Here is a 17,490-nt window from a genome sequence, read left to right as displayed (position 1 = left end):
AAATTAGTTAAGTAAAATAAAGAAAGCTTCTCATTAAATTGAGAAGCTTTCTTGCATAACATGTATTTATTATTTTTAGGTTAGTCATTAGGTTCTTTATCATCATCCCCATCCCCAGGCTTAGGTGGGTCAGGTTTAGGTGGGTCAGGTTTAGGTGGGTTAGGTTTAGGTGGATCAGGTTTAATTGGATCCTTGTCTTTATCCTTATCTTTATCAGGTTCAACCTTATAATCAGTTGGATCTTTATCCTTAGGTGCTAACCACTGATTATCAGCCATATCACCAGTATATTTAGGGTCACGAGTAATAAATACTACTTTTTCAATTTTATCCTTAGGTGTTTTATCTGATGGCAAGTAGTATTTTCCATCGGCACCTTTAACCACTTCTAGTTCAACATGAATGCTGTCTAGTGTAGTTGGTTGGGTTCCAGTAATAAATAGCTCAGAGTAAAGTCTATTTCCTCTAAGATCTTTTTTTGTAAGCTCCGTTGGAAGGGTTCCAGAATCTTTAGAGATATATGCGCTAGTTAATCCAGATGGAGCTTTAAGGGATTTGTTTTCTAAACCTTCATGGGCAATTTTCATAATTTTACCCCAAAGTGCAGCAGACATATTACTGCCAGTAAAAGGTAGTTTATCATTATTATCACATCCTAGCCATACAGCTCCAGAGTAATATGGAGTTAAGCCAGCAAAGTAAAGATCTCTAAAATCAGTAGTTGTACCAGTTTTACCTCTAACTTCCATATTGCCAAAGGCTGCACCAGGACCAGTTTGTGCAACTGAACCAGCCATCATATCATAAACGATATAAGCAGCTTGAGGTGATATAACTTGAGTTGATTCAAACTTAGGCTCAAGTAGAACCTTACCATCCTTATCAGTTACTTTAGTATATATTCTAGATGTTGTCATAGCACCTTGATTTCCAAAGGCACCAAATGCTTGAGCCATTTCATAAGGCGTAGTTCCGTCTATTTGTCCAAGAGACAGTGCAGAAATACTTGTCTTGTCTCTATCCGTTATACTAAGACCAAATTTTTCTCCATAGGAAGCAGAGGTGTTTAAACCAATTTTGTCAACTATGGTTGCTGCTATTGTGTTTTTAGAATACTTAATAGCATCTCGTACAGTTATATACCCAGCGTATTCGTTAGGTAAATTCGTTGGATTGTATGGACCATCTTCAGTTGGATATTTAGAACCTGTCTCTTTAGGGAGTGGTCCATCTACGAGTACCGATCCAGCAGTTAGATTTTTGGAGTCAATAGCTGGAGCATATACCGTTAAAGGTTTTATACTAGAACCAGGTGAACGTTTAAAGCTCTGACCATCATTACCTATAGAAATGGCTCTATTGTAGGACATGGATGGTTGATCACCAACACCTCCGATTATAGCCTTTACTTCACCACTAAGATAATCTGTTATTATACCAGAGGCTTGAACTTCAGGGTACTTAGCAACGTAATCATTCATTACTTGTTGCACGGAATCTTGAAGGTTTTTATCCATGGTAGTATATATTCGTAAACCACCGTAATTTATTCTATCGTAAGCTTCAGATTCAGTATAACCATAGGTTGACATTAAATCTTTAGCAACTTGCTTTATTACTGGTCTTGAGAACCATTCATAGGCCATTTTATTTGCTTCTTGAGTTGAGAAACTCAGAGTAAGAGGTTCTTCAACAGCAGTATCATATTCTTCTTGAGATATTTTACCAAGCTCTAACATCTTACCAAGTACAAGTTTTGTTCTTGGTGAGTCAAAGGGTTCATTGTTTTGAAAGGCTTCATAAGCATTGTTATATGAAATAGTTGGATTTTGTGCTGCACTAGCTAAGAAAGCACACTGCTTAAGGGTTAAACCATCGGCTATAGATTTGCCGAAATATACATTTGATGCAGCTTCAATTCCATGGGCATTACCACCTAGGAATATGGTATTCATATAAGCTTGTAAAATTTGGTCCTTAGATAATTGTCTTTCAACTTGAAGAGCTAAGTAAATTTCTTGAACTTTTCTTTCAATATTTAATCTGTCATCAATTGATTCTTCAAGAAATAGCTTATATTTAACCAGTTGTTGGGTAATAGTTGAAGCACCTTGAATAGAGTCATTAGATAATTTAAGAATAATCTTAGCATCTTGAATTAATGCTCCACCAAGTCGTCTAATGTCTATACCTTTATGTTCAGTAAATCTTTGATCCTCAATACTAATAAAGGCATCTTTAAGATCTTCTGGCACAGCAGATATATCTATTGAAAGTCTTCTTTCAGTAGTTTTATATTCATCCATGTATTCAGCATTATTGGTATATAAAAGTGAAGTCTCTCCATTAGATAGGAAGGTATCTAGGTCTAGCTTAGGCGCGGTTTTAATCATACCGGATAGGATTCCAAAACCAGCAGCTACACCAGTAACAATTAGTAACAATAAAATTATATATATTACTTTAAATATTTTTCTTTTTTTCTTTTTGTGTTTAGTGTTTTTGGGGGTCGGTTTTTTATTATCTCCCATATTCTCCTCCTTAAGATGAAATATAATTTAGATACTATATTATAACTATATACGAATAAAAATACAATATAGTATTCTTCAATGAAGATTTTTAACATATACATAGAATGCTAAAGCTAATAAATGTTCATATGTAAAAAAGATACATTTATTAACATTATACCACAATTGTAAAGGAGTAATACAATGAAGTTGTCAAGTAAAATAAAATTTACGGTAATAATATTTTTATTTATGGTAGGATGCGTTACATTTATATACACTTTAGATAAGGTCCTATTACCAACAATTAAAGTAACCTGTGATGCACATATGAGAGCTAAAGTAACAAATATAATGAGTAAGACAATCTTCGAGGAGTACTCCAATAAATTTGATTATGATTCCATAATTAAGGTTGAAAAAAATGCTGCCAATGATATTACAATGATTAGGGCAGACACATTAAAGCTTAATGAGATTGCAACTATGACGGTGTTGAAAGCACAAGAAAAATTGGATGCAATAGATGAAGTTGAATTGAAGATACCAATTGGGTATATTACAAAAAATAATCTGTTATCAGATTTAGGTCCTAAGGTTAAAATAAGGATGCAACCAATAGGAAATATTACTACTAGATATATATCAGACTTTGAATCTGCAGGAATTAATCAAACAAGGCATAAGATTTATATAGAAACAACTACTAAAATTAGAATAATGATACCGACGGATACTAGCGATTTGGAGATTGTAAATCAAATACCTATAGTGGAAACTATAATAGTTGGTAAAGTTCCAAATACGGCTGTGCAGATGGATCTAAATGGCAAATAAAAAGCAAAATATATATAAAAGAAACACCACCACCAAATTAGTTATAAACCGTTTTGGTGGTGGTGTTTAAATTATATATTTAATATGAAATTATTTACTTTCCCAATTAAATATATAAGGAATATTTCTGTATAAATCACCATAATTTAATCCATATCCAACTACAAATAAATCAGGGATTTCAAAGCAACAGTAGTCAGGTTTAATATCTACAGCTCTTCTTTCAGGTTTATCTAAAAGAGTACAGCATTTAACACTTTTAGCACCAAGTTTTTTCACGTGTTCTACTACAAATTTCATAGTAATACCACTGTCAACGATGTCATCTACTACTAGTACATCCATACCTTCAATGTTGTCAGGTACATCTTGAACTATTTTACAAACTCCAGTACTTTCTTCGCCATGACCATAGCTTGACGTAGTCATAAAGCCTATAGTTGTGGGAAGATCAAGTTCTCTAACAAGGTCAGCTGCAAAAATAAAGCTTCCTCTTAATAAAGATAATACATAAATAGGTCTTCCTTCGTAATCTTTAGTGATTTTAGCACCAATTTTTTCTACAGCAGAATTAAGTTCTTCTCTAGAAAATAGAATGTTTCTTTGTTTGTTTTCCATGTAATCACACCTCAATTTATATTTACATTAGTGGTTTCATAGTATAAAATTAAGTTAAAAATGTCAATAGTATAAAAAGGTAGAAATAGAAATACAGTATAAAGAAATAAAACCGAGTTGGAGATGAAATATATGATAAACGGAAATGTAGATGGAGTAAAAAATTTCATATTGAAAAAATTAGAGTTAGTATATGATATGAAATTTCAGAAGTCAGATATATTAACAGAGGAATTAAGTGAATTATTAAAAGAGGTAACATTAGAGATAGAAAGAGAAGTAAGTGTTGCAATAGATAGAAAAGGAAATGTTATCAGTGTTGCCGTTGGAGATAGTTCTACTGTAGAAGTTCCTATGATTGATACGAAAGAAGGCAGATTATCTCAAATTAGAGTTATACACACTCATCCGAATGGGAATCCAAGGTTATCAGCCCTTGATATATCAGCATTACTGAAACTAAAGCTAGACTGTATTGTAGCTATAGGTGTAGCCAAGGATAAGGAAACATGTTATGACATAGGATTTTGTGATGTGAAGGATAATATTTTAGTTGAGGATGAAATTCATAATATAAATACAGAAGAAATTTTAAAGTATAATTTCTTAGATAAACTTAGGTACATTGAAGAAATTTTCAAGGGTGATACTGTCCATGAAGAAGATACTGAAAGAGCAATTTTAGTATCTATAGAGGATGAAGAAAGTCTTGCTGAACTTAAGGAACTTACAAAAGCTTGTAGAGTGGAACCAGTTTACGAAATTCTTCAAAAAAGAAATAAAATTGATCCTGCATTCTTTATAGGTAGTGGTAAGGTAGATGAAATTGCATATCTAAGACAATCACTAAGGGCTAACGTAGTAATTTTTGATGAAGAGCTATCTGGTTCCCAAGTAAGAAATCTAGAGCAAGCAATTGGTGCAAAAGTTATTGATAGAACAACTCTAATTCTTGAGATATTTGCAACAAGAGCAAGAAGTAAGGAATCAAAAATACAGGTAGAATTATCTCAATTAAAATATAGACTTAGTAGGCTTGGTGGACTTGGAACTATGCTGTCTAGAACCGGTGGAGGTATAGGAACTAAAGGACCAGGAGAGAAAAAGTTAGAGACTGATAAAAGAAAGATTAGAGAGACAATATATGATTTAAATAGAGAGTTAGAAAAAATAAAAGGAATAAGAGCCACTCAAAGGGAGAGACGAAATAAGGAGAGTATCTCAAAAATATCTTTAGTTGGATACACAAATGCTGGAAAATCAACACTAAGAAATGCCCTTTGTGATTATTCACCAATGAAGTCAGCAGTAGCTAAAGAGAAGGTTTTTGAAGCAGATATGTTATTTGCAACTCTAGATATAACTACAAGAGCTATGGCACTTCCAGACAATAGATTAGCAACGGTAACGGATACTGTAGGCTTTATAAGAAAACTACCTCATGATTTAGTAGAAGCTTTTAAATCTACACTTGAAGAGGTAATATATTCAGATCTTTTACTTCATGTTGTGGATGCTGCTAATGAATCAGCAGAGAAACAAATAACTGTAGTTGAAGAAGTTTTAAGTGAGCTTGGAGCTGGGGATAAACCAACGGTACTAGTACTTAATAAGATAGATAATTCTAATGAGGAGCTTTTAAATTCACTTAAAGAAAGATTTAAAAACTATAAAATATTAGAAGTATCTGCAAAGCATAAAACAAACTTTGAAGAACTCCTAAGTACATGTACAGAGATATTACCTTATAAGTTAAAATTATTTAAGGTTTTAGTTCCATATAGTGATTCCTCAGCAGTAGCGTATCTTCATAGAAATGCAATGGTTGAGAGTGAAGAGTATGTTGAAGAAGGAACAGTACTTGTAGTTCAAGGAGATGAAGAGGTTTATAATAAGTCTTCAAAGTATGTTGTGTTGTAGAAGAATAGAATTAAATCAAAGTCCATTTAGAAGAATTCTAGATGGGCTTTAGCTTTAAGTGGTTAAGAAAATGTGGTTATTGTATGAGGTTAATGATTTTTAGTTCGTGAAAGTATATTTTATTAATAGGAAATGAATAGTTCAAAGTCGTATACAATTGAAAATCATTGAAAAAGAAATAATGTAAGTATACAATTAGAACATCGAATAATAACAAATAATTTCAATAGGAGATAGTGATTTGAGTACAGGATTAATAAAGTATGATTGGAATTTTATTGAGAACTATAGCGATGAAGAAATAAGTTATTTCTTAAGCCTAGAAGGCAAGTCCTTAGACGCTATAAGTAAAATAAGAAATATAGACAGAGCAGCAGTACAAAAACATATTATAAGTTGTAAAATTAAATATAGATTTTTAGTGAAAAGTGAGTCTCCAGCAGAATTATTTAAAACTTTAATGGTAGCAGTGAAGTCAGAAAGAATTATGGTTTTAAATAGCATTGATAGAGTAAATAGAGAAAAATTAATATACTTTATAACTAAATCATATATGGATATGGGGCTTAAGGATAAGGAAGCTGCAATTTGGATAATGGGGGAGCTACGTAGTAATGCATGTGTAGATATTTTAATAAAGGCAACAGTAAATAACCATGTAAATATTAGAAGAATGTCAATTTCAGCTCTTGGCAAAATAGGAGATGTTAAAGCTGCAATAGCTGTAATTAGAGCTTTAGAGGATAAAAACCCTCAAGTTGTAAGCTATGCAGTGAAATCACTTCAAAAAATTAATACACGGGAAGCAGATAAGAAGGTTCAACTACTTTTTGAGAATACAGATAAAGAGTATATTAAAAAGGCTTGTGAGGATTATATGAGACAAGCGAAGAACGAGGATATTAAAAATGATTAATATATTACTAGCTATCTTATGTAGTTCCTTAATTGCGATTGTTTTCAAGTTTAGTGAGGGTAGAGAAAGTAATAGGTATATTGTTACCAATATAAATTATTTATCAGGGATGATAGCAAGTATTATAATGATGAATAGTTTAGATGTATTTCATTTTAAGTGGTTCTCCAACTTTATTATTGAGGGGCATAATGTATTTGCAAATGGACAACTTTTTTCAATAGAAGGAACCATGGCTCTGGCAATTATACTAGGTGTAGGAACAGGAATATTATATTTTCTAAGTTTTATTCTATATCAGAAGTCTGTGGGAGAAAATGGAGTATCAGTTTCAGCTACATTTATGAAGTTAGGAGTGTTAATTCCTACAATATTATCAATTATACTATTAGGTGAAACAATAGATATTCTTTCTGCAGTAGGTATAATAGTATCAATCATAGCAATAATAGTTATGAATTTGGGTATTAATAATAAAACTACTAAAAAAAATATAAAATTAGATTTAATATGGCTATTTATATTAGCAGGAGGTGGAGACTTTTTAACAAAACTATTTCAGAATTTTGGGATGGTAGAATATAAGGGATTATATCTTTTTTATACCTTTCTAACAGGATTCATAATAAGCTTTACAATGATGTTGATTAACAACAGAAAGGTTAAATTTTTAGATATATGCTTTGGAGTTTTAGTAGGAATACCAAATGTTCTAATGCCTAGTTTCTTAATAAAGGGATTAGAACATGTTAAAGCAGTGATAGCATTTCCATTAGTAAGTGCAGGAACTATATTAGTTACAAACTTTTGTGGAGTAATATTTTTTAATGAGAAGCTAAATAGAAATGAAGTTATTGCAATAGGTCTTACAATAGTAGCCATAGTTCTTATGAGTTAGAGAGGTAATTAAGTAATGTTAGGTGGTTAAATAATGAGTTATTTTACAGTTAAGGGAAATGCTATATCAGAGTTTCAAGAGAAAAAATCAGTATTTATAGGGTATATAAAAAGAGTAAATACAGAGGATGAAGCAAAAGCATTTGTTAGTGAGATAAAAAGTAAGCATAAAGAAGCAACCCACAATGTTTATGCGTATGTGGTTGGAGAAAATAAGGGTATACAGAGATATAGTGATGATGGGGAACCACAGGGAACTGCAGGTATACCGGTATTAGAAGTTATAAAAAAGAATGATTTAACAGATGTAGCTGTGGTGGTTACTAGATATTTTGGTGGGATTCTACTTGGTGGAGGAGGCCTTATAAGAGCATATTCTAAAGGGGCATCTACCGCAATTGAAGAAGCTGGAGTAGTGGAAAAAGTAAAAGGTCTTAGTTTAAAGATTATATTAGAGTATGATTTGATTGGTAAAATTCAATATTTGTGTGGCACAAATAATTGGCATATAGAAGATACAATATATACAGATATGGTAGAATTATCAATATTTGTAGAGGTAAGCAATAGGGATGAAATAATTGCTGCATTTGTAGAGGCTACAAATGGTAGGGTTAATATATGTGAAGATGAACATGAGTATTTATTTAAAGAAGGACATAGATATTTTAGAGCTTACTAGAGGGGAAAATCAGGACATGAGCTTTGAATTTGAAATTATTATACATATTATGTTATAATAGGTACATTGATTTTAAAGTTAACAATTATATATAATGCGGGAGGGAATGTATATGTCAGGACATTCAAAGTGGAGTAATATCCAAGGTAAAAAGGGTAAAATAGATGCTAAAAGAGGTAAGATTTTCACTAAAATTGGTAAAGAAATAGTTGTTGCAGCTAAAAATGGTGGGGCAAATCCAGAAATAAATGCTAAGCTTAGAGACGTTATAGCAAAAGCAAAGGCTGCAAACATGCCTAATGATACAATAAATAGAGCAATTAAAAAAGCTTCAGGTGAGTTAAGTAATGTAGATTACGAAACTATAATGTATGAAGGATATGGTCCAGAAGGAATAGCAGTTATAGTTGAATGTCTTACTGAAAATAAGAATAGGACAGCAGGAAATGTAAGATATGCATTCTCTAAACAAGGTGGAAATATGGGTAATATCGGATGTGTTTCATTCATGTTCCAAAGTAAGGGAGAAATTATCATAGAGAGAACTGATGGGCTAGATGAAGATGAATTAATGATGATGGCTTTAGATGCTGGTGCAGAGGATTTTGCATCAGAAGATGAGGTATTCATAGTGACAACAACACCAGAAGACTTTGGTACAGTAAGAGAAGCAATGGAATCTAATGGAATTGAGTTCTTAGAAGCAGGGGTTAAAATGATTCCAGACTTATATACTGAAGTTAGTGAAGAAGTTGCGATTAAGATTCAAAAAATGTTAGATGTCCTTGATGATGATGATGACGTTCAAAACGTCTATCATAATGCAGAGTTCCCAGAAGGTTGGGAAGGTTAATACTTAAAGAATAGAACCCCCCATAGCTGAGGCTATAGGGGGTTATTTATACATTATAAAGGTTATATAGTTTCTTTAATATCTTGTTTTGGATTCACATTATCTTTTACTATAAATATAGATAAAATCATAGTGAAAAGCCCTATTAACTTAATAATGGAAAAAGGTTCATCTAGTATAACCCAACCTATAATAACGGAGATAATTAATTCAATAGAGCTGATTATACCAACTTTTGATAACTCTATATCGGTATTTATGCCGGATACATAGCATATATAGGCAGAAGCGCCAGGTAATAATCCAAGGCATAGGCACAAGATTATATTATTCTTATCATGAAGAAGTGGAAGTATTTCTAGGGGATTTGCAAATGGGGCCATTAATATTGAACCAAAGAGAAATCCATATATTAAAAGAGAAAATCTATCACAGGATTTTAAGGCAGTTTTACTGATAATAGGCATTAAAGCATAGGTCAAAGCTGAGCATAATCCTAATAGTAGGCCAGATATGCTAAGGGTTGAGAAATTTAAAAATCCTCCAGTTAAACTCATAAGGGCTCCAATAAAGCATAAAGCTAAAGAAAAAACTTTGTTTTTGTTTAAGTGTTCCTTATAGATTAATTTAGAAAATATAGCTAGGAATATTGGGGATGTGTATAAAAGGATTGCAGCCAATGAAACTCCAATTTTATTAATAGCATTGAAATAGCTAAGATTAAATAAAGCTTGAGTGATAATACCAATAATTAAAGAATACATAAATGTTACTTTGTTTAATTTTAGGGAGTTGGGGGTTTTAAAAAATGAATATGCAGATAAAAATAGAAAGCCTAAAAAGAGCCTGGTGAAGCCAACTTGTTCAGGGGTAAAATTATTATTTATCAATCCATTTACAAGAATTCCAAGAAGTGACCATAAGATTCCTGCTAAAGCTATTAGCAAATACCCTTTATTTCTCATAATAGTCTCCTTAAATATAAATTTTATTGGTAAATTTATTTTAGTTACATTATACTACAATATAATACATATGTTAACAATTAAACGCATTATTACAAATACTAGAAAATAAACTAAAAATATGGTAGTATATATTAAAAGCTATAATTATAAATCTACATACTAAAGTTAATACTTATGTAAAAAAATTTCAAAAGTTTTAGGGGGAGTTAAGATGTTTAATAATGTAATTGTAAGAAGACCATGTAATGCGTTAGTAGAAGGAATAACAACGGCTAATTTAGGAAAGCCAAATTATGAGTTAGCATTAAAACAACATGATAAATACATTGACACCTTAAAAAAATGTGGAGTGGAAGTTACTGTATTAGAAGCAAATGAAGAGTTTCCAGATTCTTGTTTTGTAGAAGATGTAGCACTTTGTACAAGAAAATGTGTAATAATTACTCGCCCGGGTGCTATCAGTAGAAGAAATGAAGTTTTACAACCAGATATGCAAAAGGCGCTTGAAAATTTTTTTGATAAAATCGAATATATAAGAGATCCAGGAACTGTTGAAGCAGGAGATATAATGATGGTGGGAGATCATTTTTACATTGGTCTTTCTGCAAGGACAAATGAAGACGGTGCAAGACAAATGATTGAGATTCTTGAGAAGTATGAATTAAGTGGTTCGATTGTTTCATTAAGGGAAGTATTACATCTCAAGACGGGACTTTCATATATAGAAAATAATAATTTACTTGTGGCTGGAGAATTTGTAACAAGCCCAGAGTTTGAAAGTTTTAATAAAATAGTAATTAATAATGATGAAAGTTATTCTGCAAATTGTATATGGGTAAATGATGTAGTTATAGTACCGGAAGGATATCCAACTACTAAAGCAGCTATAGAGAATGCAGGATACAAGGTTATGGAAGTTGATACTTCAGAATACAGAAAAATAGATGGTGGATTAAGTTGTCTATCACTTAGATTCTAAAATAATAAATTTAAATTAAGAGATATGAAATTAAAGATGTAATCTTTAAATTTCATATCTTTTAACTATTATAAATATATTTAATAGTTAAATTTAATGGTATATAATAGAAACAGATTATATGCCATTTGGAGGAATTAAATGAAAAAGTTAAGACACTATATATTTGTTTCATTGGGATTGATAGTTTTATCATTAACAATGTTTTATGCTCATTATTTAGTATTTGGAGAATTAAAAAATACAATGTATTATTCACTGATGAATATATGTTCTATTCCTATAAACATACTTGCGGTTACATTAGTCTTTGAAAAACTAATGGAAAAACGTCAGAGATTAGAGCGATTAGGAAGGTTAAATATGATAATAGGATTCTTTTTCAGTGATGTCGGGTACAAGCTATTGGGGTTAATGGTAGATAGTGATGAAGAAGCTAAAATACTTAAATTGGATTTTTCAGATTTAAAGGTAGTTGAAAGTAAGCTTAAAATACATCCGCATGATATAAATTTTCATAAGATAAATTATTTTAAGCTTGAAGAAACACTGTTAGCTAGTAGAGATGTACTGGCTCAGCTTATAGGTAATGAAAGCATTTTGGAGCATGAATCTTTTGCTGATTTACTTATATCATTAATGCATTTAAGAGATGAATTTATATTTTTCAAGGATAAAAAACTTAGTGATACAGATTATAATCATCTTAAAGTTGATACAACTAGGGTGTATAAAGCATTAGCATATCAATGGGTTCGTTACCTTAGTCATTTGGAAGATTCTTATCCTTACCAATATAGTGGTGCTATTAAAGTTAGCCCATTTGCTAAGGTGGAAGTTTGAATAATAAATAAAAAGTGTAAAGAATTATATGATCATATCATTAATACCATAAAGTCATATTGGTTACACTAATTTAAAAAATGTGATAATATTATGTTGTAAAACATATATGTTTTTGGTATCATGGGTCATAAATGGAAAATTAACGATTAAGGTTGTGATTTATTGAAGAATATAAAATTTTATTTAGGATTGATTATTACAATTATAGTATCATATGTTTTGATACAATTTGTGGATAGCTATAGTTATTTTTGGGGAATTATTACTAAGTTTTTATCATTATTGACACCGTTTTTTATAGGTATGATTTTAGCATATATTTTATCTCCTTTAGTGGAGTTTATGGAGAAAAAGCTAAAGCTTAAAAGATGGTTAACTATTCTTATAATTTATGGAGTGACTCTAACTATAACCGTGGTGTTTTTAATTATGGTAGTCCCATCAATTACGAATAGCATTATAGAAATAATAAACCAAATTCCACAGTATTCAAGTGAAGTTGAATCATGGATTGTGGATATTGTTGGAAAAGTTGATCGTGCTTCAATGGCTAAAGTTGAGGAAAGCTTGTTATTAATTGTTCCTAAATTTGGGGAGTTAATCAATGTCCTATTAAGCTATATATTAAATGGAATGGTAACAATGACTACATTAGTTGTTAATTTAATTTTAGGATTAATTATATCAGTGTATATAATTATTGATAAAGAAAATATCTTATATTATATTAAAAAAGTTACATATATATTATTAAAAAAGGAAAAGGCAAGATTAGTTGTTGAAGTAATTAAAACATTTAACTCTAACATTGGAACCTATATTGTTGCGAAATCTATAGATTCATTTTTTGTAGGATTAGTAAGTTTTATTGGGTTATCATTAATTGGATCAAAGTATGCATTACTTCTTGGAATACTTTGTGGAATTACAAATATGATTCCTTATTTTGGACCTATCATAGGTATGGTACCAACAGTGATTATAAACATGTTCTATAGTCCATCAGTAGCTATAGGGTGTTTAGTGTTTTTAGTAATTCTACAACAGATTGAGGGCAATATAATAGAGCCGAAGTTTGTTGGGGGGAAATTAGGATTAAGTCCAATATTGACGCTATTAGCAGTAACGATTGGTGGCGGGTTCTTTGGAATCATAGGAATGGTTTTATCAGTACCAGTTATGGGAGTTATTAAGATTTATTTAGATAAAATAATTGAGAAGTATAAATATAGGGAAAAAGAAGATTAAATATATAACGGTGATAGAAGCTACAGGGCTTTAGAAAATAATTCTAAAGCTCTGTAGCTCTTTTTATATGTAAATAGTAAATGATATAGAAAAAAGGCATAAAGTTAGAATGTTTAAAATATATTGAATATTATGAAAAACTTTCACGGTAAAGTATTGAAGGTTTTGCGTGTGTGTTTTACACTTAATACAATAATTTAATATATTTACCAACATGTATTGTGAAACCTATTTTTATAAGAGTTAAAAATAATAATTTAAGGAGGTGAAAAGGACTAAAGTGTAATTGGAAAAAATCATGTAAGGCAAAAAAGTATATATGAAGCTTTACGACCACTCAGATACTAAACTAATTATATAGGGGGGGGTTAACATGGCAAATAACAACCAATTAGAAGGTAAATCAGGTGGACTTGGATATGCAAGGCTTGCGGCAGTTGCAATAGGAGCAACTATAGGTGGAGGAGTATTTAGTCTATCAGGAGATATGGCGGCAAATGGAGCTAATACAGGGGCAGTGATTATTGGATGGATAATTTGTGGTATTGGTATGCTTGCATTGACAATGTGTTTCTTTGGATTAAATAAAATAAAACCACAGTTAACAGGGGGAATATATAGTTATGCAAACGAAGGCTGGGGAGATTATGTAGGATTTAACTCTGCTTGGGGATATTGGATAAGTGCATTACTTGCAAACGTATCTTATGCAACTTTATTATTTGCAGCTATATCTTATTTTGCACCGGTGTTTGGAACAGGAAACAACCTATGGTCTATAGTATGTGCATCACTAGTTATATGGTTTATGAATTACTTAGTATTAAGAGGTGTAAAAGAGGCTGCAGGTATAAATCTTGTAGTTACAGTAAGTAAGATTGTACCTATTCTTGTATTTATAGTAGCGTTAATATTTATAAAATCATTTAATCCAGAAATATTTATGTCGAATTTCTGGGGAGAACCAGGAGGAATGTCTTTAGTTGAACAAATAAAAGCTACATCAGGAACTACAGTTTGGGCGTTTATAGGAATTGAAGGAGCAGTAGTTATTTCAGGTAGAGCTAAACGATCTAGAGATGTTGGTAAAGCAACAATAACAGCATTTTTATGTGTAATTGCAATATATATTATGGTTTCTATGCTTAGTATGGGAGTTATGCCACGTGCAGAACTTGCAGAACTTGGTAATCCACCAATGGCAGAAATTTTGAAAACAGTAGTAGGGCCATGGGGGGCAGTACTTGTAAACTTAGGTGTAATTATATCCCTTGCTGGAGCAACACTTGGATATACAATAATAGCATCAGAGTGTCCATATCTTGCAGCGAAGAATGGTGTATTTTCAAAGGTGTTTGCAAAGGAAAATAAAAATGGAGCACCTGTAAATTCATTATTTTTAACAAATGGAGTAATTCAAATATTTCTTATAATAACTTATTTAAATGAATCTACTTATCAAATATTTTATACTATATCAGCTAGTATGATTATGATTCCATATCTTTTAAGTGCACTTTATTATTTAGTTATTTCGTTTAAGAAGGATGGATTTGAAACAGAAACAAGTAAATCAATTAATTTGGCAAGGTTTATAGGTGTGATTGGAACTATATATGGATGCTGGCTTATTTATGCTAGCGGACTTACAGGACTATTAATTACAGCAATCCTATATGCACCAGGAACCTTAGTATATATGAAAGCTAAAAAAGAAAAAGGTGAAAAATGTTTTGAGAGTACTAGAGATAAGGTAATATTAGTGGCATTAGTTGCCCTTGCTATATTATCATTAGTTCTAATTTTAAATGGTACAATAAGTCCTTTTTAAATTAGGTGAAATTTGATTTAAGAAGAGAAACTATTAGAGTTGGCAGTATGGGTGAATTGAATTAATATAAATTAAGAAGGTGTGAAATTAAAGGTTAATCCTATAATTTCACATCTTTTTTAAAGCTAAATATTTAGCAATAGTTTTGATTTATACAATACTATAAGTGTAGTACATAAATAAAGAAAATAAAAAGTAGCAACCCCCATAAAAGGACTTAAAAATACAAAACATACTATATATGTATAAAGAAAATATAAAATTATACGAGTATATAATAGAGAGTTAAATAAGGTTAAAAATAAAAGGGGGATAAACTTATGATAAATAAAAATAAAATTAAAAAAACAAAGAAAAATAATATTAATTTCAATGGCATTAAGGCACAATTAATGATAAAAAATCTAATATCATCAGGGGTGATATTATTAACTATTTTATTATTAGCCGGAATTATAAGTAGTAGTATAATGACAACAGATATAAAAAAATTAATGGAGGAAATATCTGAAGAGGGTGCAAGTATAATTTCCTTAGAATCAGAGAAAAAACTAATGATTATAGATGTTATAGTGAATGATAATATTTTTTTTGATCCAAATAGTGATAAAAGTGAAAAATCATATAAATTAGATAAATTGAAAAGTGACTACGAGTTGGAAGATGTATTGTTTATAAGTTCAAATGGAGACATTATGGGGGGGGAAACCAAGGGTAATGTAGCAGATAAAGAATACTTTAAAGATGGAATGAGTGGAATAAAACATATAACTAGTCCATATTTATCAGACATAACAAATGAATATGTAATGGTTTATTCAGGACCTATATATAAAGATGGGGATATAGTAGGAGTTTTAGCTATAGTGGATAAAGCAGAGAAATTTTCAGAGCTTACTTCAAAAATAAAATATGGAGAAACGGGAGAGGCTTATATAATAAACAAAGAGGGTACTATGATAGCAGATAGTAGTTTTGATCTTGTGGCTAGTGGGTATAATACAACTGAAATAGCAAAAACAGAGCCTGGATATAAAAATTTAGCAAATTTAGAAGCTAAGATGATGGCTGGTGAAAGCGGAGTTGGAAAAGTTGAATATGATAATGGAATTGGGGCAACGCAGTATATAGCATATCAACCAATCAAAGGTAGTAATGGGTGGTCACTAGGATTTTATATTAGAGAATCAGAAGTTATGAAACCAGTAAAAAATATGGTAGGTATTTTAGTTATATTTATTATTTTAGGATTTATAATTACATGTGTAGTAAATTATATCATTGCAAATAGTTTAGCTAAAAATCTTAAAAAAGTTGAAGGTGCTATAAATGCATTTTCAAGTGGAGATTTTACTGGAGAAATAGAAGGTAAAGATTTAATAAAAAAAGATGAAATTGGAAGTATATACAGAGCTATGGAGGAAACAAGGAAAAACATAAAAGGCATTATTTTTTCAGTTAAGGCTGTAGCCAATACACTTAAATCTAATATGGGGACTATGTCAGATACTACAGAAGATATGCTTAGTGTATCTGAAGGAATTACTCAATCAGTGCAAGAGGCAGCTGCAGGAAATGATATTCAATCATCAGATTTAACTTCTATAAGTAATGTAATAGAAGAATTTAATAATAAGATAAATGGGATGATTAGTAACGTAACTTTAGTAAATGAATTATCTGAGACAATTCATAAAAAAGCAGAAATAAGTGGACAAGATACTTCGAAGCTAATAATATCTATAGAAAGTTTCGAAGCTGGTTTTAAGGCATTTACAAAAATTATAAATGCAATGAATGAGAAAATAGGTTCAGTAAACAACATAGTTAATGTAATAAACTCGATTTCAGAGCAGACTAATCTTTTAGCACTTAATGCAGCTATAGAAGCAGCACGAGCTGGAGAATCCGGAAGGGGATTTTCGGTAGTAGCAGAAGAGGTTAGAAAACTTGCGGAACAAAGTAAAGCATCATCCGTAGAAATAAGTAAATTAATAAGTGGTGTAGTAGTGGAAAATAAAAATATTATAAGGTCTACAGAAGTTATGGGTACTGATATACAGCTTCAGAAGGCAAGCATAGAAAAAGCTATAGATTCTTTTGGAAATATTGGGAAATTAATAGGTGAAATAATACCAAAGATAAAAGGTGTTGACATTAGTTCTAATGAAATTGTAGAAGATAAAGTAATTATTAGTGAAAAGATAGAAAATTCTACATCTATATCACAAGAATTATCAGCAACTACGGAAGAGATAGCTGCATCTACAGAGGAATTTAACAGTTCTGTAGACGAGATAAATAATTTTGCGAAGCAAATTACAGAGCTTACGGAAGAGTTAGAAAAAGAGTTAAGCATATTTAAAGTATAGATGTAGTTGT

General features: G+C 30.8%; 14 protein-coding genes. 11 read left to right on the top strand and 3 right to left on the bottom strand.

The features are described 5' to 3' along the window. Nucleotides 1-80 precede the first annotated feature (80 nt). The gene (locus RSA29_RS08910; protein ID WP_346943177.1) at nt 81-2,531 is read right to left on the bottom strand and encodes a transglycosylase domain-containing protein; all 2,451 of its coding nucleotides are present in this window, start codon (nt 2,529-2,531) and stop codon (nt 81-83) included. Between the two features lie 186 nt (nt 2,532-2,717). Between RSA29_RS08910 and yunB the strand changes: the two genes are divergently transcribed. Further along, nucleotides 2,718-3,350 (top strand): sporulation protein YunB, encoded by a 633-nt coding sequence (yunB, locus tag RSA29_RS08905; protein ID WP_346933875.1) that lies wholly within the window; start codon nt 2,718-2,720, stop codon nt 3,348-3,350. A 90-nt stretch (nt 3,351-3,440) separates the two neighbouring features. Here yunB and hpt read toward each other — a convergent pair whose 3' ends face one another. Further along, entirely contained in the window at nt 3,441-3,968 is a 528-nt protein-coding gene (gene hpt / locus RSA29_RS08900) for a hypoxanthine phosphoribosyltransferase (protein WP_346943178.1), read from the bottom strand. Nucleotides 3,969-4,100: 132 nt separating this feature from the next. On the opposite strand from hpt, the gene hflX reads away from it, so the two are divergent. The 5 genes from hflX to RSA29_RS08875 all read left to right on the top strand — a co-directional run bounded on the left by hflX (nt 4,101) and on the right by RSA29_RS08875 (nt 9,236). After that, nucleotides 4,101-5,888, top strand: a complete 1,788-nt coding sequence (gene hflX / locus RSA29_RS08895) for a GTPase HflX (protein ID WP_346943179.1) — start codon at nt 4,101-4,103, stop codon at nt 5,886-5,888. A 241-nt stretch (nt 5,889-6,129) separates the two neighbouring features. After that, nucleotides 6,130-6,804, top strand: coding sequence for a HEAT repeat domain-containing protein (locus RSA29_RS08890; RefSeq protein ID WP_346943180.1), 675 nt, complete (start codon nt 6,130-6,132; stop codon nt 6,802-6,804). Continuing rightward, nucleotides 6,797-7,702, top strand: a complete 906-nt coding sequence (locus tag RSA29_RS08885) for an EamA family transporter (RefSeq protein ID WP_346943181.1) — start codon at nt 6,797-6,799, stop codon at nt 7,700-7,702. Before RSA29_RS08890 ends, RSA29_RS08885 begins: the two co-directional genes overlap by 8 nt. 33 nt (nt 7,703-7,735) lie before the next feature. Beyond that, nucleotides 7,736-8,383, top strand: a complete 648-nt coding sequence (locus RSA29_RS08880; RefSeq protein WP_346943182.1) for a YigZ family protein — start codon at nt 7,736-7,738, stop codon at nt 8,381-8,383. A 112-nt stretch (nt 8,384-8,495) separates the two neighbouring features. Further along, nucleotides 8,496-9,236: a YebC/PmpR family DNA-binding transcriptional regulator gene (locus RSA29_RS08875; protein ID WP_346943183.1), complete on the top strand. Its 741-nt coding sequence runs from the start codon at nt 8,496-8,498 to the stop codon at nt 9,234-9,236. Nucleotides 9,237-9,298: 62 nt separating this feature from the next. Here RSA29_RS08875 and RSA29_RS08870 read toward each other — a convergent pair whose 3' ends face one another. Then, on the bottom strand, nt 9,299-10,201 hold the full coding sequence (locus RSA29_RS08870; protein ID WP_346943184.1) for a DMT family transporter: 903 nt from the start codon (nt 10,199-10,201) through the stop codon (nt 9,299-9,301). A 214-nt stretch (nt 10,202-10,415) separates the two neighbouring features. Here RSA29_RS08870 and RSA29_RS08865 point away from each other — a divergent pair, with 214 nt between their 5' ends. The 5 genes from RSA29_RS08865 (at nt 10,416) to RSA29_RS08845 (ending at nt 17,480) form a co-directional block, all read left to right on the top strand. Continuing rightward, a complete protein-coding gene (locus tag RSA29_RS08865) occupies nt 10,416-11,183 on the top strand; it encodes an arginine deiminase family protein (protein ID WP_346943185.1) in 768 nt (255 codons plus the stop codon). A 141-nt stretch (nt 11,184-11,324) separates the two neighbouring features. After that, complete coding sequence (locus tag RSA29_RS08860; RefSeq protein WP_346943186.1) at nt 11,325-12,026, top strand: hypothetical protein; 702 nt, start codon at nt 11,325-11,327, stop codon at nt 12,024-12,026. A gap of 165 nt (nt 12,027-12,191) precedes the next feature. After that, nucleotides 12,192-13,277: an AI-2E family transporter gene (locus tag RSA29_RS08855; protein WP_346944399.1), complete on the top strand. Its 1,086-nt coding sequence runs from the start codon at nt 12,192-12,194 to the stop codon at nt 13,275-13,277. A 373-nt stretch (nt 13,278-13,650) separates the two neighbouring features. Then, nucleotides 13,651-15,108: a basic amino acid/polyamine antiporter gene (locus tag RSA29_RS08850; RefSeq protein ID WP_346943187.1), complete on the top strand. Its 1,458-nt coding sequence runs from the start codon at nt 13,651-13,653 to the stop codon at nt 15,106-15,108. Nucleotides 15,109-15,428: 320 nt separating this feature from the next. Continuing rightward, a complete protein-coding gene (locus RSA29_RS08845; RefSeq protein ID WP_346943188.1) occupies nt 15,429-17,480 on the top strand; it encodes a methyl-accepting chemotaxis protein in 2,052 nt (683 codons plus the stop codon). The last annotated feature ends 10 nt before the right edge of the window (nt 17,481-17,490 follow it).

Source organism: Clostridium sp., assembly GCF_036660475.1.
Classification (GTDB): Bacteria; Bacillota; Clostridia; order Clostridiales; family Clostridiaceae; genus Clostridium_J.
Note: the sequence above shows the minus strand (reverse complement) of the source record. Positions and strands in the feature narration are given on the sequence as shown.